Origin of the sequence: Methylobacterium sp. ap11 (assembly GCF_900110515.1) — a bacterium.
GTDB classification, from domain to species: domain Bacteria; phylum Pseudomonadota; class Alphaproteobacteria; order Rhizobiales; family Beijerinckiaceae; genus Methylobacterium; species Methylobacterium ajmalii.
Window position 1 is genome coordinate 1 of the sequence record NZ_FOEB01000012.1, and the last position, 16,516, is coordinate 16,516.

Below are 16,516 nucleotides of genomic sequence, written 5' to 3' on the forward strand. Positions count from 1 at the left end.
AAGATCGACCTGACCCAGATGCTCGCCCAGCAGGCCGCCCTCCACGGCATCGACGCCGCCTCGGATCGCGCCCTCGACCTGCCGATCTCGCGCGACAGCTTCCTCATCAGCTACGTCAGCCGCACCGACGGCTTCTTCTCCCAGATGCCCAAGGAGGACCTGCCCCCCGGCTACGATCCGCGCAAGCGACCCTGGTACCAGGCCGCGGTCGCCGCCGACGGGCCGATCCTCACCGAACCCTACGGCGCCGCCGCCCGGTCGGGCAGCCTCACCATCACCAGCGCCGCCCCGATGCGCGACTCGAAGGGCGCGCTGCTCGGCGTCGCGGGCAGCGACTTCGACCTCGACGCGCTCGCCCGCATGATCAACGCCATCGACACCGGCGGCACCGGCTACGCCTACCTGGTGTCGCGCGCCGGCAAGATCCTGATCCACCCCCGCGCCGAGCTCAACGGCAAGCCCCTGTCAGACCTGATCACCGGCCCCCTGCCGGCGATCGGCCAGGCGACCGCCGAGACGCGCGAGGGCGAGCGCCCGACCCTGACCGCCTTCGCCCGGGTGCCGGACCTGCCCGCCTCCCTCGACTGGTACGTCGCCCTCTCGGTCGACCGCGCCACCGCCTTCGCCCCCGTCACCCGCCTGGCCACCGCCCTCGCGGCGACCACGATCCTGGTGCTGCTCGTCCTCGCCGTGGTGGTCAGCCGGCTGATGTCGGTCACCGTCGCGAGGCCGTTGAACCGCCTGGTCACCGTCCTGCAGCGCATGGCCGGCGGCGACGTCGACGCCCGGATCGACGTCGCGGCGCGCCGCGACGAGATCGGCGCGGTCGGCCGCGCCGTCGAGGCGATCAAGGAGATGGTGGCGCGCACGGCGCGCGAGCAGGCCGAGGTGACTCGCGTCGCCGAGGCGGCGGCGGAGGCCGAGCGCCGCCGCACCATGCTGGCGCTCGCCGACGGCTTCGAGCGGGCGGTCGGGGGGATCGTCGGCATGGTGTCGTCCTCGGCGACCGAGCTGCAGGCCACGGCCCAGGACATGACCGCGACCGCGTCGCAGACGGCGGCTCAGTCGCTCAGCGTCGCCGCGGCGGCCGAGCAGGCCTCGGCCAATGTCGGCACGGTGGCGGTCGCCTCGGAGGAACTCGGCGCCAGCGTGCAGGAGATCGCCCGCCAGGTGGCGGGCTCGGCCGCGCTGGCGCAGGGCGCGGTGGCGGAGGCCGGCCGGACCGCGCACCTCGTCGGGGAATTGTCGGCGGCGGTGTCGCAGATCGGCGACGTGGTCGAGCTGATCTCGACCATCGCCGGGCAGACCAACCTGCTCGCGCTCAACGCGACGATCGAGGCGGCGCGGGCCGGCGAGGCGGGGCGTGGCTTCGCGGTGGTGGCGGCCGAGGTCAAGGCGCTGGCCAACCAGACCGCCAAGGCGACCGGGGAGATCGCCGGCCACATCCAGCGCATCCAGGGCTCGACCGGGCAGGCGGTGACGGCGATCGACGCGATCGAGCGGCGGATCCGCGAGATCGACGGGGTGGCGGCCTCGATCGCCGCGGCGGTGGAGCAGCAGGGAGCGGCGACGCGGGAGATCGTGCGCAACGTCCACGAGGCGGCGACCGGGGCGGGCGAGGTGACGACGACCATCGCGGACGTGGCCGGCCGGGCCGAGGAGACCGGCGCCGCGGCGTCCCAGGTCCTCTCGGCCTCCTCCGAGCTGTCGCGCCAGTCCGAGCACCTGACCGCCGAGGTCGGCCGCTTCCTCGCCACCGTGCGGGCGGCCTGAGGCCGGATCGTACCCGGTCGATCCGGTGCCGCTCGCAGATGCGTGCTCATGGCTCCGCCCGCGAGGGCGGACGCCTGCCACTCGGCGAGGAACTGCCCGATCGGCTCGGGTGGCACGCGCCCAGCCGGGTGATCGGAAGAGCCTTGCGGGCCGACAGGCCGACATCGAGCCGGGGCTCGTGCTGCTGCGATGGGGGACGTGCGACCCATCGCCGATAGCGACGATCGTCGGCTCGGTCTCGAGAGAAAGCGCGACGCCGGCGACGATGAGCCACGAATCCGGCCGCGGTCTCTGTCCGATCGAACAACGACATCTCCGCGACCGGAGCGCTGCGCGATCGTCTATTTCGCCGTCCTTGTTGGCGCATCCCGCCGCCAGGACGGCGAGCGACCCGGCAAAGCTTCGCCCGCTCCGTCGCAGATCTTGCCGCGAAACCGGCGGCCACTCTTACGAAATCTGCGTGGCCGATGGGTCGGACCGGCGCGTGCGGGTCCTCGATGTCCGCTCACCACGGATCGGGACCCGTGCGTGGAGCGCGGTACCATCATGCCGGCGGAGTGGGGCGGTACCGCCGCCGCGGCGGCTTTGCGCAGGAGCGGCCCGGCGGTGATCGTCGACGGCGCAACCGGCGACCGGTGCTTCCTGGATGACGCGACCGTCACCCTGGTCCCGGCGCTCCGGCCGGGCGGCACGGTGATCCCCTGCAATCTGCGCGGGCCCGCAGGGTTGCCGGACTGCGCGAGGGGCCGGCGTGCGGTACGATCGCGCAGGCCTTCGCCGCCTTCACCTGGCGGGAGTGACGGGATGTCCTCGGGAGGGGCACCCCATCCGGGATGCCCCGCCTCACGTCAGGCGAAGTACTGGCCGCCGTTGATGGTCAGCGTCGAGCCGGTGATGAAGCCCGCCTGCTCGCCGGCCAGGAACTCGACCGCGCGGGCGATCTCCTCGGCCTCGCCGAGGCGGCCGACCGGGATGTGCGGCAGGATCTTGGCCTTCAGCACCTCCTCGGGGATCGCCTTCACCATCTCGGTGCCGATGTAGCCGGGCGCGATCACGTTGACGGTGATGCCCTTGTTGGCGTTCTCCTGCGCCAGCGCCTTGGCGAAGCCGATCACGCCGGCCTTGGCGGCGGAGTAGTTGGTCTGGCCCATCTGGCCCTTCTGGCCGTTGATGGACGAGATCAGGATGATGCGGCCGAAGCCGCGCGAGCGCATGCCGTCGATCAGCGGACGGGTGCAGGTGAACATCGAGTCGAGGTTGGTGCGGATCACCGCCTGCCACTGCTCGAAGGTCATCTTGTGGAACATGCCGTCGCGGGTGATGCCGGCATTGTTGACCAGGATCTCGATCGGGCCGAGCTCGGCCTCCGCGGCGCGGATGCCGGCCTCGCAGGCGGCGGCGTCGCCGACGTCGAACTTGAAGACGGGGATCCCGGTCTCGGCCTTGAAGGCCTGCGCGGCCTCGTCGTTGCCGCCGTAATTCGCCGCGACCTTGTAGCCGGCCTCCTTCAGACCCTTCGAGATCGCGGCGCCGATGCCGCGGGTGCCGCCGGTGACCAGTGCGACGCGTTCTGCCATGTGCCCTCTCCTCTTGGACGTGCGAGCGGTTTCATCCCTCGGCGCATCTCCGTGGTACTTTACGGAAGGCCGACGTTCCACAATGAAGGCGGGTGCTGTCCCGCTTCTTTAAGTGCTAACTGTAAAAGGCGGCCGGACTTCCGGCCGCCCCTCGTCGCGCCGCTAATATTTCAGCGCGACTTGAGCGATCGAGCCCGTATCAGCGCTCGAGGCACATGGCGACGCCCATGCCGCCGCCGATGCAGAGCGTGGCGAGGCCCTTCTTGGCGTCGCGGCGCTGCATCTCGTGCAGCAGGGTGACGAGGACGCGGGCGCCGGACGCGCCGATCGGGTGGCCGATGGCGATGGCGCCGCCGTTCACGTTGACCTTCGCATCGTCGAAGCCCAGGTCCTTGTTGACCGCGAGGGCCTGCGCGGCGAACGCCTCGTTGGCCTCGATCAGGTCGAGGTCGGAGGCCTTCCAGCCGGCCTTCTCGAGGGCCTTGCGCGAGGCCGGGATCGGGCCCGTGCCCATGATCTTCGGGTCGACGCCGGCGGTCGCCCAGGAGGCGATGCGGGCGAGCGGCTTGAGGCCGCGCTTCTCGGCCTCCGCCGCCGACATCAGCACCAGGGCGGCGGCGCCGTCGTTGATGCCCGAGGCGTTGCCGGCGGTGACCGTGCCGTCCTTCGAGAAGGCGGGTTTCAGCTTGGCCATGCCCTCGGGGGTCGCGCCGTCGCGGATGTACTCGTCGGTGTCCACCACCACGTCGCCCTTGCGGCCGGGCACGGTGACGGGGGCGATCTCGTCCTTGAAGCGGCCGTCCTTCTTGGCGGCTTCGGCCTTGTTCTGCGAGCGGGCCGCGAAGGCGTCCTGCTCCTCGCGGGTCAGCTGCCACTGCTCGGCGATGTTCTCGGCGGTGTTGCCCATGTGGTAGCCGTTGAAGGCGTCCATCAGGCCGTCCTTCAGCATCGTGTCGACGAGCTTGAGGTCGCCCATCTTCTGGCCGCCGCGCAGGTACTGGGCGTGGGGGGCCATCGACATCGATTCCTGGCCGCCGGCCACGATGATGTCGGCGTCGCCGTTGGCGATCTGCTGCATGCCGACCGCGACGGTGCGCAGCCCCGAGCCGCAGAGCTGGTTGAGGCCCCAGGCGGTCTTCTCCTGCGGGATGCCGGCGGCCATGGCGGCCTGGCGGGCCGGGTTCTGGCCCTCGCCCGCGGCGAGCACCTGGCCGAAGATCACCTCGTCGACCTCCTCGGGGGAGACCTTGGCGCGCTCGAGCGCCGCCTTGATGGCGACCGCGCCGAGCTTGTGGGCCGGGACGGTGGCGAAGGCCCCGTTGAACGAGCCGACCGGGGTGCGGGCCGCCCCCACGATGACGATATCTGCCTTCTCAGCCATGCGCCTCTCCTGACCTTCTCCCAGCGTCGTGGGCCGCCGCCGGCGCGATGTCCCGGCGGCGGCGCCCCACGCGCTTTGGGGTGGATGAAAGCTTTGCCCTCCGGGAAGTCAAGGCATGCTCCGCCCGTTATCGCGCTGGCAGCGCGGCCAGTTTGCGTGGACGGCGCGCAGATTGCTGTTTTCGCCGGCACACGAAGGCTTTAAGGTCGGTTCATGAGACACGGTGAAAATTCGGCTCGCCCGGTACCGTCCAGTTCCCGCCGGGTTCGCCAAGAGGGAGACAACGCACCGATGGCGGACAGCGGCAAGTCGACACCCACCGTCATCAAGAAGTACGCCAACCGGCGTCTCTACCACACGGGCACCTCGACCTACGTCACCCTCGAGGATCTCGCCGCGATGGTGCAGGCCGGCGAGGACTTCGTGGTCTACGACGCCAAGTCGGGCGAGGACATCACCCGCTCGGTGCTGACCCAGATCATCTTCGAGCAGGAGAACAAGGCCGGGGCCGAGAACCTCCTGCCGGTGGCGTTCCTGCGCCAGCTGATCCGCTTCTACGGCGACAGCATGCGGGCGATGGTGCCGAGCTTCCTCGAGCATTCCATGCACCACCTCGCCCGTGAGCAGGACGGCCTGCGCGAGAAGATGTCCCAGAGCTTTGGCCCCACCGCCTTCCAGCACGCCATGGAGGAGCAGGTGCGGGCCAACATGAGCTTCTTCAACGAGGCCATGCGGATGTTCACGCCGTTCGGCCCGGGCGGCCAGCCGGGGAGCGCCGACGCTCCGGCCGAGGCGTCGGTCCCGGCGGCCCCGGCCCCGAAGGCCGAGCTCGACGACATCAAGCGTCAGATGGCCGAAATGCAGAGCCGGCTCGAGGCGCTGGCCAAGAAGTAGCGCGGGACCGCCGGGGAGGGTGGAACACGGCAGGGCCCTTGCGACGTTGACGGCGCGTCGATCCGCGGAGCCCGCGCCATGTCCCAGCCCGACACGCCCGTCCCGCACCCGGACTCGCCCGGGCGGGCCCTCGTCCCGATCCAGGCGCCGACGCCCGTTCCCGCGGTGCCGGCCCGTCCGCTCGCCACCTTCCTGGTCCAGCTCATCGACGGGCCGGACGGGGGCTTGCGGCCCTCGCGGCTCCATCGCTCGCAGGTCGCCTCGGCGCGCTACGCGGCGGGCGGCGATCTCTGAGCCGGCGTTCGGCTCCCGGGGATTTCACGACCACGGGGCGTCGGCCGCGAGCCGTCGAACGGCCGCGCGACAACGTCGACGGGCTACGACCGCTTCGCGCGCGCCTCCGGCTCCAGCAACGTCATCAGCGAGCGCAGCGGCGGGCTGGCCTCCCCCGACCAGACGAGGTGGGTGCGGCTGAGCCGCAGGTGGTCCGGCAACGGGTGGCGCGCGACCGCGGTGGCGAGCACCGCATGGTCGAGCACCGCGGCCGGCACGATCGCGGCTCCGGTCCCGGCGGCCACGCAGGCCACGATGGCATGGTACGAGCTCATCTCGAGAACCCGCTCCGGCGATCGGTCCGCCTCGGCGAGCCAGGCGAACAGGCGCTGGCGGTAGGAGCAGCCGTGCGGGAACGCCACCACGGTCCGGGCCCGCTCCGGTCCCGCATCCGCCGTGCCCTTCGCGGCGATCAGCACCAGCTCCTCGTCGAAGGCCGGCATCGACGACAGCGGGCCGTGCTCGAACGGCTCGGACACGAAGGCCGCCTCGACCTCGTGGCGTTCGAGCTGGCGCAGCATCGCCCGGGTGGTGCCGGTCTGCAGCTCGATCGTCACGTCGGGATGGCGCGCGTGAAAGGCCGAGAGGATCGGCGGCAGCCGGGCACCGGCGGCGCTCTCGATCGAGCCGAGCCGCAGCACGCCCCGCACGCCGCCGCCGCGCAGCTCGCGCTCGGCGAGGTCCGCCAGCTGCAGCAGCTTCTCGGCATGGCCGAGCAGGGTGCGGCCGGCCTCGGTGAGGACGAGCGACCGGCCCTCGCGGCGAAACAGGGCGACGCCCAGCCGCTCCTCGAACTGCTTGATCCGGGTGGTCACGTTGGACGGTACCCGATTGAGCAGGCTCGCCGCCCGCGTCACCCCGCCCTCCCGCACCACGCAGCGGAAGATGTGCAGGTCGTCGAGATCCATCGTTCTCATAGAAAGAACGATATATCAGAAAAATTCATTTTCCAAGAATGAGTGCCGGGTGTCTGATCCCGGCATGCACACGCCCCTCGCGTCCCCCGCCCGTTCCGCCCCGCGACCCGCGACCTGGCCCGTCGTCGCGAGCGGCGTCCTCGCCCTCGCGGTCGCGATGGGCATCGGCCGTTTCGCCTTCACGCCGCTGATGCCGTTGATGCTGCGCGACGGCACCCTGACCGCGGAGGCCGGCGCCGAGTGGGCGGCGGCGAACTATCTCGGCTATCTCGCCGGTGCGCTGACCGCGGGGTGGTTCTCCGGCAATCCGGGTCGCGGGCTGGCCGCGAGCCTCGCCGGCGTGGCGCTGACGACCCTCGCGATGGCGCTCGCCGGCGCGCCTGCGCCGGCCCTCCTCGGCACGGCGTTGCGCGCCGCGGCAGGCCTGTTCAGCGCCTGGGCGCTCGTCTGCGCCAGCGGCTGGTGCCTCGCCGAACTCGCGCGGCGCGGGGCGCCGCGCCTCGGCGCCTGGATCTTTACCGGGGTGGGCCTCGGCATCGCGCTCGCCGGAGCGCTCGCCTGGCTCGGCGGGCGCCAGCCGGCAGCCCGGCTGTGGCTCGAGCTCGGGATGCTCGCCCTCGCCGGAGCGCTGCTCGCCGGGTTCCTCGCCCGGCGCGCAGGTGCTGTCCCGGCCGCAGCCCCGGAGCGCGAGGCCGCGGCGGTCGCGCGGGGCGCGGCCGATGGGCAGGGCGCGCTGATCCTGTGCTACGGCCTGTTCGGGTTCGGCTACATCGTGCCGGCGACGTTCCTGCCGGCGATGGCGCGCGACCTCGCGCCCGACCCGCTGGTCTTCGGCCTGGCCTGGCCGCTCTTCGGCCTCGCGGCGATCCTGTCGGTGGCGGGCGCGGCGCGCTCCCTCGCGGCCGTGCCGCGCCGGCGGCTCTGGGCGGCGGCGCAGGCCCTGATGGCACTCGGCACCGCGCTGCCGGTCGCGATCCACGCCCTCTGGGCGGTCGCCGCCTCGGCGCTCCTCGTCGGCGGCACCTTCATGATCGCCACCATGGCGGGGTTGCAGCTGGCGCGCGAGGCGCGGCCCGACGACCCGACGCCGCTGCTCGCCCGGATGACCGCCGCGTTCGCGGCCGGGCAGATCGCCGGCCCGCTCGCGGTGCGCGCCTTCGGGGCCGGCGGCGGGGACGGGCTCGGCCCGACGGGGGCGGTCGCGGCCTCCCTCCTCGCGCTCTCCGCCCTGTGGCTGTGGCGGGCGGGGCGTCGCCGGGTCTGAGGCGGCCCACAAACGAGAACGGCGCCCGCGAGGGGCGCCGTCATCCCGTGCCGGTCAGCGGCGGCGCGAAGGCGCCGCCGAACCGCATCACGCGTCGGCCTTGACCTTCAGGACCTGGCGACCGCGGTACATGCCGGTCTTCAGGTCGATGTGGTGGGGGCGGCGCAGCTCGCCGGAATCCTTGTCCTCGACGTAGGTCGGGGCCTTGAGGGCGTCGGCGGAACGGCGCATGCCGCGCCGCGACGGGGAGGTCTTTCGCTTCGGAACGGCCATTGGAACTGTATCCCGTGCAACAAAATAGGCGCGAAGCTGCTCCCGGGCGGAGCTGCCGCGCGCGTCGCGATCCTGATCGGAGCGGGGTCTATAGAGGAGACGCGCGCTCCTGGCTAGGGGACCGATCCCAGAAATCCGCTCGGCCCGTCATGCACCCATTCATGCATCCATTAAGGTGCCGTTCAACGGCGAAGGTCGCATGATGGGTCCAGCCGCTCCGGACAGCCCAGGCCCGGGCGCCCGAGGGCGGCACGATCGGAGCTCTTCCCGATGACGCGCTTTCCCCGCCTGACCCGCGCCCTGGCGCTGACCGCCCTGCTGGCTGCGGGCCCCGCTCTCGCCCAGACCCCGGCACCGTCGACCCCGACGACGCGGCCCGCTCCCACCACGACGGCCCCCGCGGCGCCGGTCGCCCCCAAGGCGCCCGAGGCCCCGAAGACCGCCCCCGCCGCGCAACCGGCGCAAGCCGGCAAGCCCGCCCTCGTCGACCTCAACAGTGCCAGCAAGCAGGAGCTCGAGACCCTGAAGGGCATCGGCGCGGCGCGCTCCGAGGCGATCGTCAAGGGCCGGCCCTATCGCGGCAAGGACGAACTCCTGTCGAAGAAGATCGTCCCGTCGAACGTCTACGAGGACATCAAGGACAAGGTCATCGCCCGCCAGAAATCCTGACCGCCCGGATTTCCGGCGCGTTCCGGGCGCACCCTTGGACGCATCCTTGCCGGCCCGGGGGAGGGGTGCTAGGCGCCGGGGCAGCCCCTCTCGACGTTGCCCCGGACGCGCCTCCCATGCCCCATCGCCTGCACCGCGGCGACCTGCCCGACGATTACGTGCCGGGCCCGGCCATCGCGGTCGACACCGAGACCCTCGGTCTCCAGCCCCACCGCGACCGGCTCTGCGTGGTGCAGATCTCCCGCGGCGACGGCGAGGCCGACGTCGTGCAGATCCCCAGGGCCGGCCCCGAGCCGGTGGTGCTCAAGCGCGTGCTGGCCGACCCGGCGGTCACCAAGATCTTCCACTACGCCCGCTTCGACCTCGCGGTGCTCTTCCATCGCCTCGGCGTGATGCCGGGGCCGGTCTACTGCACCAAGATCGGCTCGCGGCTCGCCCGCACCTATACCGACCGGCACGGCCTGAAGGACCTGGTGCGCGAGCTCCTCGGCGTCGACCTGTCGAAGCAGCAGCAATCCTCCGACTGGGGCGCCGACACCCTGACCCAGGCGCAGATCGACTACGCGGCCTCGGACGTGCTGCACCTCCACGCCCTGCGCGCCCGCCTCGACGCGATGCTCGCCCGCGAGGACCGCGCCGCCCTGGCGCAGGCCTGCTTCGACTTCCTGCCGACCCGCGCGCGCCTCGACCTGCTCGAATGGGACGAGACCGACATCTTCGCGCATAGCTGAGCGGACCTGGCGAAACGCGCGCCGCTGCCGCCCCGCCGGATGCCGACGGCGACCGGCGGTTTCGCGGGAGACGCGGAGCCGAGACAGAAGCCTGGCCGTTCTGTTAACCTTCCGGCCATAACTTCGACACCGGACCGGGGCAGGGGTGGGGCGTGTCCCGCGCACCCCGCCCGGGTCTCGGCATGACGCAGGTGGCCAGTACCTTGCTCGACGCGGTCCCGTCCCCGGCCGGCCCGGCCCTCGATTCCCGGCGCCTGCGCGCCCACACCCGCGCCCGCCGGCACAGCGCCCAGGTGCGCTGGCTGCGCCGCGCGATCCCCCTCGGCGCGGGCGCGGCCGGGCTCGCCATCGTGGTCGGCACCTGGCTCAACCCGTTCGCCGATCTCGGCGTCTCGGTCAGCCTCGGCGCGATCGGCGTCTCGGGCTCGAAGGTGACGATGGAGAGCCCGCGCCTCTCGGGCTACCGCTCGAAGGACAACCGCCCCTACGTGGTCACCGCCAAGGCCGCGCTTCAGGACGTGCGCAAGCCCTTCGTGATCGAATTGCAGAACATGCTCGGGCGCCTCACCACCGACGAATCGGGGGGGCTCGCCCATATCGAGGCGACCGCCGGGATCTTCGACACCCAGAAGGAGGCGCTGGAGCTGAGCCAGCACATCCGCCTCTGGACCGACAAGGGCCAGGAGGCGCGCCTCACCTCGGCCCATGTCGACTTCAAGGCTGGCGCGATGTCCTCGCGCGAGGCTGTCACCGTCACGATGCCGACCGGCTCGATCCGGTCCGACGGCCTCGAGGTGACCGAGAACGGCAAGACCATCTCGTTCGTCGGCAACGTCAGGGCGGTCTTCTCCAACCACGCCCCTTCCGAGACCTCGGAGCAGGATCCGCCGCTGCGGACCACCGAGGCCCAGATCAAGGACGATTGAGCCCGTGCCCCGTCTCCCGGCCCTCGCGGCGCTCGGCTGCCTCACCCTCGCGGCGCTCGCCCTCCCGTCCGTCCCGCGGGCCGAGACCCCGGCCGCGCCTACTGCCAAGAAGAAGGAGGCGGGCTCCGGCTTCGGCGCCTTCGGCAGCGGCGGCGGCAAGGAGCCGATCAAGATCGACGCCGACCGCCTCGACGTGTTCGATCGCGAGAACAAGGCGATCTTCGCCGGCAACGTCGTGGCGGTGCAGGGCGAGAGCACCATCCGCTGCTCCAGCATGACCGTGCACTACCAGCGCAAGGAGAAGGAGCCGAAGGGCAAGGCCGAGGCGAAGGCGCCCGAGGCCAAGGCCGAGGCCAAGCCCGACGCCAAGGCCTCCCTCACCCAGCCCGCGGAGCTGAAGCCCGTGAAGGTCGAGGCGAAGCCCGAGCCCAAGGTGGAGAAGGCCGAGAAGGCGTCCGATCCCACCGACGGCAGCGCGATCCGCCAGGTGGTCTGCGCCGGCCCGGTCACGGTGGTCTCCAAGGACCAGGTGGCGAGCGGCGACAACGCGGTGTTCGACCGGGTGGCGAACCGCGTCGTGCTCACCGGCAACGTGGTGCTGAGCCAGTGCCAGAACGTCACCCGCGGCTCGCGCCTCGTCTACGACATGAATACCGGCCGGGCGAACATGGACCCGGTCGCGGGCGGCCGCGTCTCCGCGATGTTCGTGCCGGGCGGCAAGGACGACAGCGCCAAGGGCAAGCAGGCGGGCTGCGCGCAGCCGCCTGGCCAGGCGGGCAAGGCGGCGCCGAAGCCGAGAGGGTAGGTGGGGGACTGAGGGTGGTCGATTTGGGGCCGTAAGGCCCTGAATCCGACTAGCGCGACAGGCCACTGAAGGTGCGGCGCTGATTCCCAGGCTTGAGCACCGCAGACCTCGGTTTCTTGCTGGTGCTCGGCAAGTGCGGCCTCGTGGCAGGCTCTCGCTCACCTGATACGGGCTGCCCGCTTATCTGCTCAAGTGCGCTTACCGGCGTCGGGTGGCAACCTCGAATGATCGACAGGCCTAAGCGTCGCCGGCACCCGACCAGCCTGTACGGAAAACCCCGCGAACTCCTTTTCCGTGCATCGCATCAATCCGACAGGGTTTGTCGCGCACCTCCCTCCGCCGTGGTCCGAAGGACGCGGTGCGAAGGCGAAGCTGGCTCGATGCCTTGTCGGCAAATACATGTTTTTCGTACAATTGAGCCTGACACGCGGAATGGTCGCTTGGGGTGGGAACCAGACTCTCACCCTGCACCCCATAGCGGACGCTCGGCGATCCACGGTTCTCGGTAGCAGCTGACGACCAGGATCATACCCGACCCATAGTACAGGCTAGAAATAAAGTCATACCAGCAGACAATTAAGTATCCAGAGATGGATCTTATACCACTGGCCAGAACTCAAATTTCTAAAGCATTCCCGTTTAGATCCTGCCATATACGGAGTCATGGAGCATTAAGATACGCCGAAAAGTGGCTCTGCTTCGCGGCCATTTCCCATGCGGTGCCACTAATTGCGGGTATCATCCAGGCTACCTGTTGTAGATTGGGCACAACTCGCAGCTAATTACTCCGTGCTTAGAAAACCCGTTGCGAGCCCTCAACCGCAATCTGTAAGCTTTTGGAAAAATAGCGGGGGCGGCGGCGTGGCTAATCGATTTCTATTGGCCGTTATGGGTCTAGCGTGCTGCGTCGCAGTGTCGGCATGCGGTAATACGCTGCCAATCATGGACGTGAGACACCCAGATCCCGGAGATTTTAGCGACTTCGTCCAAGCGGTTGTTTTGCACGTTCGTTGCGAACTGCGTCGAGCACTCAAAGCGAATACGCTCAATAATTCACAACGCCTCGCGATCTTGGACAAGTGGTCGGCCAAGATCGCCTTAAATCTAAAGGCCATTGATGAGGGCACGGCGAACCCCAATGTGACGGGAATTCCAAGTGCAGTTTTTTCAATCGGGGCGACCGGATCTTACAAAGCGGATGCTACCCGCGAGATGACTATGACTTATTTTTTGACCGTACAGGAGCTTCTCACTGAACGTGAGCCTGACGGCCAGTTGGCTATTGACCCTATCTCGAAGTTGCCGACGCCGTGTCAAAACGCCAATGATGGCTTCGCTCCTATAGGTGGCGACCTTGGCATCGAGCAGACAATCGCGGCAGCGTTCACGGCGTCTGATAGCTTCTATTCGCTTTCTGACGTTGTACAGGGCGGGCCGTTTGACACGATCTCTCATCATGTCAACTTCACCGTGATTGCTGGGGCCACGGTTACCCCGACATGGAAGTTCGTGAAGGTAACGGCTGACACGTCCGGAACGCTTCTTGGAGCTAACCGCACGACGTATGACGACCTGCTCATCACCCTCGGGCCCTCGCAGCTTGGAACGAGGAAGCTCGTGAAGGGCGGTCGCGTGCGTGTATTGGAGCCTTTGAGCGGTACATCAGAACTCGATCAGTCGTTCTTTGTGGAGCGTCTTAAAACAGTCTTCAGCTCGCCGCGGCCTGGTTTCTAAGGAGTGCGTGATCATGATGACCACATCGAAGATTGGTATGACCGCAGTTGCTTTGGTAGTCGGCGGAATTTCTACTGCTATGGCAAGCGATTACACCTGCATCTCTGGCGCCCGCATTCCGATGACGGTTGCGGCTGCTCAAGCAAGCGGATGGAATTGCACGACGACATGCGCCGCGCAGCTAAAACCCAATGCAAGCCTTCTTCCGGAAGAGGCCGATATTTTCTCAAGAGATAATCCGGATAAAAAGTGGGGCCCGCCCTATACCAATGGTAAGATTTGTATCGTGTATGTTGATCCCGGAAAGACTACGCGAGCGAGATACGGCGATGGCGCAAGATGCTTTTACACATACAGCGCTAGACCGGCCGACCCCTGTCAGGCTGGTGATCTAACAATTGCAAGTGAAAGGACTATCACCCAATAATCTGTTTTTGAGCGAGAACACCGTCTCAAGAGTACCAGCTAGAGCAGACGTTTGCACTCTATATATGTTTAGCGGCGCGCGATGGCCGGTCGATGTCACGACATGGACTGGAGGACAGATCTTCCAAGTGCCTGAATTGGGTCGAAAGCAGCCCCGTGAGCGCCTGTCAGGACTCCGCTGGCATCCCCAACTAGCCATCTTGTATGTCGGAAAACACCTGTTTTCCGTACATCCAGGCGTCACACTCGGAATGGCTGAACCGAGTCGATAGAGGATTCGCCCACAGTCAAGCTGATGAGGTTTATCCGTAGCCCGAAACTCGGGCGCTGCCTCTCCGGCGCGGGAGACAGGTCCCACGCCCGGCTCCGAAATGTCCCCGCAGACCGAGACGGCCCGGCGATTCCCACGCCGGGCCGTCTCGTCTCGCTTACGCCGACACCAACGGCGTCCCCGCCTCCGCCGCGCTGTCGCCCTCGGGCGTCAGCACCTCCTGGCCCTGCGCCTCCACCACCGCCGCGGCCGTGATGTTGACGATGCCGCGCGCCGTCACCGAGGGGGTGAGGATGTGGGCGGGCCTGGCCGGGCCGAGCAGCAGCGGGCCCACCGGTAGGGCGTCGGCCAGGGTCTTCGAGAACTGGAACGCGATGTTGGCCGCATCCAGGTTCGGCATGATCAGCACGTTGGCCTCGCCCTTGAGGCGCGAGCCCGGCAGCACCTTGTCGCGGATCGCCTGCGACAGGGCGGTGTCGGCCGCCATCTCGCCGTCGACCTCGAGGTCGGGGGCGCGCTCGCGCAGGAGCGCCAGGGCCTGGCGCATCTTGCGCGACGAGGCGGTGTCGAACGAGCCGAAATCGGCGTGGCTGACGAGCGCGATCTTCGGCGACAGGCCGAAGCGGCGGGCGGTATCGCCGCAGGCGATGGCGACGTCGGCGATCTCCTCGGCGCTCGGGTCGGGCCGCACGTGGGTGTCGGCGAGGAAATAGGCGCCCTTCGAGGTGACGATGAGGCTGAGCGCCGCGAAGTCCCGGGCACCCGGCGCGAGCCCGATGATGTCGCGGATCACCCGCACCTTGCTCTCGAAGCGGCCCTCCAGGCCGCAGATCAGCGCGTCGGCCTCGCCGCGGCGCACGGCGAGCGCGCCGATCACCGCGTTGTTGGTGCGCACCAGCGTGCGGGCGCCGTCCGGCGTGATGCCGCGGCGTCCGGCCAGATCGATGTAGGTCTGGACGTAGGTGCGGTAGCGCGGATCGTCGTCGGGGTTGATGAGCTCGAAGTCGCGGCCGGGCTGGATCGCGAGGCCGAAGCGCTTGAGGCGGGTCTCGATCACGTTCGGGCGGCCGATCAGGATCGGCTTGGCCAGCCCCTCCTCGACGATCGCCTGGACGGCGCGCAGCACCCGCTCGTCCTCGCCCTCGGCGTAGACGACACGGCGGGGATCCTGCTTGGCCGCGGTGAAGACCGGCTTCATGATGAAGCCGGAGCGGTGCACGAACCGGTCGAGGGATTCGGCATAGGCCCGCACGTCGGCCAGCGGCCGCTTGGCGACGCCGGAATCCATCGCCGCCTGCGCCACGGCCGGGGCGATGCGCAGGATCAGGCGCGGGTCGAACGGGCTCGGAATCAGCGAGTGCGGGCCGAAGGGCCGCGCCTCGCCGCCATAGGCGCGGGCGACGACGTCGGAGGGGGTCTCGCGGGCGAGCCCGGCGATCGCCTTGACGGCCGCCGCCTTCATCTCCTCGTTGATCGTGGTCGCGCCGACATCGAGCGCGCCCCGGAAGATATAGGGGAAGCACAGGACGTTGTTGACCTGGTTCGGGAAGTCGGAGCGCCCGGTGCAGATCATGGCGTCCGGCCGCTTCTCCTCGGCCAGCGTCGGCATGATCTCCGGATAGGGGTTGGCGAGCGCCAGGATCAGCGGCTTCTCGGCCATCCGCTCCAGCATCTCGGGCTTCAAGACGCCACCGGCCGAGAGGCCGAGGAAGACGTCGGCGCCGGGGATCACCTCGGCGAGCGTGCGGGCCTGCGTCTCCTGGGCGTAGACCGACTTCCAGCGGTCCATGAGTTTCTCACGGCCCTTGAAGACGACACCCTCGATGTCGGTGACGAAGATGTTCTCGCGGCGCGCGCCGAGCGAGACGAGCTGGTTGAGGCAGGCGAGCGCCGCCGCACCCGCGCCCGAGGTGACGATCTTGACGTCCGAGATCGTCTTGCCGGCGAATTCGAGGCCGTTGAGGACGGCCGCCGCCACGATGATCGCGGTACCGTGCTGGTCGTCGTGGAAGACCGGGATGTTCATCCGGGCCCGGCAGCGCTCCTCGACCTCGAAGCACTCCGGCGCCTTGATGTCCTCGAGGTTGATGCCGCCGAAGGTGGGTTCCAGCGCCGCCACCACGTCGACGAGCTTGTCGACGTTCTTCTCGTTCAGCTCGATGTCGAAGACGTCGATGCCGGCGAACTTCTTGAACAGGACCGCCTTGCCCTCCATCACGGGCTTGGAGGCGAGCGGGCCGATATCGCCGAGGCCCAGCACCGCGGTGCCGTTCGAGACCACCGCGACGAGGTTCTGGCGCGCAGTCAGGTTCGCGGCCTCCTCCGGATCGGCGGCGATCGCCTCGCAGGCGGCGGCGACGCCGGGAGAGTAGGCCAGCGCGAGGTCGCGCTGGTTGCCGAGCGGCTTCGTCGGCTGGATCTCCAGCTTCCCGGGCCGCGGATGACGGTGGTAGAACAGCGCGCCGCTCTTCAGATCGTCCGAAATGTTGCTGCTCACCGCGCTCTCTCCCCGGGTCGCCCAAAAAGTCGGGCTTGCCATCCT

Annotated in this window: 15 protein-coding genes; 10 read left to right on the forward strand and 5 right to left on the reverse strand. The window is 69.1% G+C overall.

Annotation, left to right across the window (positions count from 1 at the left end):
* Window positions 1–1,773, forward strand: a 1,773-nt coding sequence (locus tag BMX97_RS18105) for a methyl-accepting chemotaxis protein (RefSeq protein ID WP_244538501.1), incomplete at its 5' end; no start/stop codon positions are given.
* Between the two features lie 848 nt (window positions 1,774–2,621).
* Here BMX97_RS18105 and phbB read toward each other — a convergent pair.
* Entirely contained in the window at window positions 2,622–3,350 is a 729-nt protein-coding gene (gene phbB, locus BMX97_RS18110; protein ID WP_091752743.1) for an acetoacetyl-CoA reductase, read from the reverse strand.
* Window positions 3,351–3,549: 199 nt separating this feature from the next.
* Window positions 3,550–4,731 (reverse strand): acetyl-CoA C-acetyltransferase, encoded by a 1,182-nt coding sequence (locus BMX97_RS18115; RefSeq protein WP_091752744.1) that lies wholly within the window; start codon window positions 4,729–4,731, stop codon window positions 3,550–3,552.
* Between the two features lie 291 nt (window positions 4,732–5,022).
* Here BMX97_RS18115 and phaR point away from each other — a divergent pair, with 291 nt between their 5' ends.
* Both phaR and BMX97_RS18125 read left to right on the forward strand, forming a co-directional pair.
* Window positions 5,023–5,625 carry a polyhydroxyalkanoate synthesis repressor PhaR gene (gene phaR, locus BMX97_RS18120; RefSeq protein ID WP_091752745.1) on the forward strand — a complete coding sequence of 201 codons (603 nt, stop codon included), beginning with the start codon at window positions 5,023–5,025 and terminating at the stop codon, window positions 5,623–5,625.
* A gap of 78 nt (window positions 5,626–5,703) precedes the next feature.
* Complete coding sequence (locus BMX97_RS18125) at window positions 5,704–5,919, forward strand: hypothetical protein (RefSeq protein ID WP_091752746.1); 216 nt, start codon at window positions 5,704–5,706, stop codon at window positions 5,917–5,919.
* 83 nt (window positions 5,920–6,002) lie between these two features.
* Here the strand turns inward: BMX97_RS18125 and BMX97_RS18130 are convergent, their stop codons facing one another.
* Window positions 6,003–6,866: a LysR family transcriptional regulator gene (locus tag BMX97_RS18130; protein WP_177202271.1), complete on the reverse strand. Its 864-nt coding sequence runs from the start codon at window positions 6,864–6,866 to the stop codon at window positions 6,003–6,005.
* 73 nt (window positions 6,867–6,939) lie between these two features.
* Here BMX97_RS18130 and BMX97_RS18135 point away from each other — a divergent pair, with 73 nt between their 5' ends.
* Complete coding sequence (locus BMX97_RS18135) at window positions 6,940–8,139, forward strand: YbfB/YjiJ family MFS transporter (RefSeq protein WP_091752748.1); 1,200 nt, start codon at window positions 6,940–6,942, stop codon at window positions 8,137–8,139.
* Window positions 8,140–8,226: 87 nt separating this feature from the next.
* Here BMX97_RS18135 and rpmF read toward each other — a convergent pair whose 3' ends face one another.
* Window positions 8,227–8,412 carry a 50S ribosomal protein L32 gene (rpmF, locus tag BMX97_RS18140; RefSeq protein WP_091752749.1) on the reverse strand — a complete coding sequence of 62 codons (186 nt, stop codon included), beginning with the start codon at window positions 8,410–8,412 and terminating at the stop codon, window positions 8,227–8,229.
* 270 nt (window positions 8,413–8,682) lie between these two features.
* On the opposite strand from rpmF, the gene BMX97_RS18145 reads away from it, so the two are divergent.
* The 6 genes from BMX97_RS18145 to BMX97_RS32165 all read left to right on the forward strand — a co-directional run bounded on the left by BMX97_RS18145 (window position 8,683) and on the right by BMX97_RS32165 (window position 13,704).
* On the forward strand, window positions 8,683–9,081 hold the full coding sequence (locus BMX97_RS18145) for a ComEA family DNA-binding protein (protein ID WP_091752750.1): 399 nt from the start codon (window positions 8,683–8,685) through the stop codon (window positions 9,079–9,081).
* A gap of 116 nt (window positions 9,082–9,197) precedes the next feature.
* Window positions 9,198–9,812, forward strand: a complete 615-nt coding sequence (locus tag BMX97_RS18150) for a ribonuclease D (protein ID WP_091752751.1) — start codon at window positions 9,198–9,200, stop codon at window positions 9,810–9,812.
* A gap of 152 nt (window positions 9,813–9,964) precedes the next feature.
* Complete coding sequence (gene lptC, locus BMX97_RS18155; protein ID WP_244538502.1) at window positions 9,965–10,738, forward strand: LPS export ABC transporter periplasmic protein LptC; 774 nt, start codon at window positions 9,965–9,967, stop codon at window positions 10,736–10,738.
* A gap of 4 nt (window positions 10,739–10,742) precedes the next feature.
* Window positions 10,743–11,543: an LptA/OstA family protein gene (locus tag BMX97_RS18160; protein ID WP_091752753.1), complete on the forward strand. Its 801-nt coding sequence runs from the start codon at window positions 10,743–10,745 to the stop codon at window positions 11,541–11,543.
* Window positions 11,544–12,485: 942 nt separating this feature from the next.
* Window positions 12,486–13,277 (forward strand): hypothetical protein, encoded by a 792-nt coding sequence (locus BMX97_RS32160; RefSeq protein ID WP_143074646.1) that lies wholly within the window; start codon window positions 12,486–12,488, stop codon window positions 13,275–13,277.
* A gap of 13 nt (window positions 13,278–13,290) precedes the next feature.
* Window positions 13,291–13,704, forward strand: a complete 414-nt coding sequence (locus BMX97_RS32165) for a hypothetical protein (protein WP_143074647.1) — start codon at window positions 13,291–13,293, stop codon at window positions 13,702–13,704.
* A 427-nt stretch (window positions 13,705–14,131) separates the two neighbouring features.
* Here BMX97_RS32165 and BMX97_RS18165 read toward each other — a convergent pair whose 3' ends face one another.
* Entirely contained in the window at window positions 14,132–16,471 is a 2,340-nt protein-coding gene (locus BMX97_RS18165; RefSeq protein WP_091752754.1) for an NADP-dependent malic enzyme, read from the reverse strand.
* Window positions 16,472–16,516: the final 45 nt, after the last annotated feature.

Bases quoted from the DNA above. Each gene is read 5' to 3' on its own strand.
- phbB (WP_091752743.1), bottom strand. From the start codon at position 3,350: ATGGCAGAACGCGTCGCACTGGTCACCGGCGGCACCCGCGGCATCGGC.
- BMX97_RS18115 (WP_091752744.1), bottom strand. From the start codon at position 4,731: ATGGCTGAGAAGGCAGATATCGTCATCGTGGGGGCGGCCCGCACCCCG.
- phaR (WP_091752745.1), top strand. From the start codon at position 5,023: ATGGCGGACAGCGGCAAGTCGACACCCACCGTCATCAAGAAGTACGCC.
- BMX97_RS18125 (WP_091752746.1), top strand. From the start codon at position 5,704: ATGTCCCAGCCCGACACGCCCGTCCCGCACCCGGACTCGCCCGGGCGG.
- BMX97_RS18130 (WP_177202271.1), bottom strand. From the start codon at position 6,866: ATGGATCTCGACGACCTGCACATCTTCCGCTGCGTGGTGCGGGAGGGC.
- BMX97_RS18135 (WP_091752748.1), top strand. From the start codon at position 6,940: ATGCACACGCCCCTCGCGTCCCCCGCCCGTTCCGCCCCGCGACCCGCG.
- rpmF (WP_091752749.1), bottom strand. From the start codon at position 8,412: ATGGCCGTTCCGAAGCGAAAGACCTCCCCGTCGCGGCGCGGCATGCGC.
- BMX97_RS18145 (WP_091752750.1), top strand. From the start codon at position 8,683: ATGACGCGCTTTCCCCGCCTGACCCGCGCCCTGGCGCTGACCGCCCTG.
- BMX97_RS18150 (WP_091752751.1), top strand. From the start codon at position 9,198: ATGCCCCATCGCCTGCACCGCGGCGACCTGCCCGACGATTACGTGCCG.
- BMX97_RS32160 (WP_143074646.1), top strand. From the start codon at position 12,486: ATGGACGTGAGACACCCAGATCCCGGAGATTTTAGCGACTTCGTCCAA.
- BMX97_RS32165 (WP_143074647.1), top strand. From the start codon at position 13,291: ATGATGACCACATCGAAGATTGGTATGACCGCAGTTGCTTTGGTAGTC.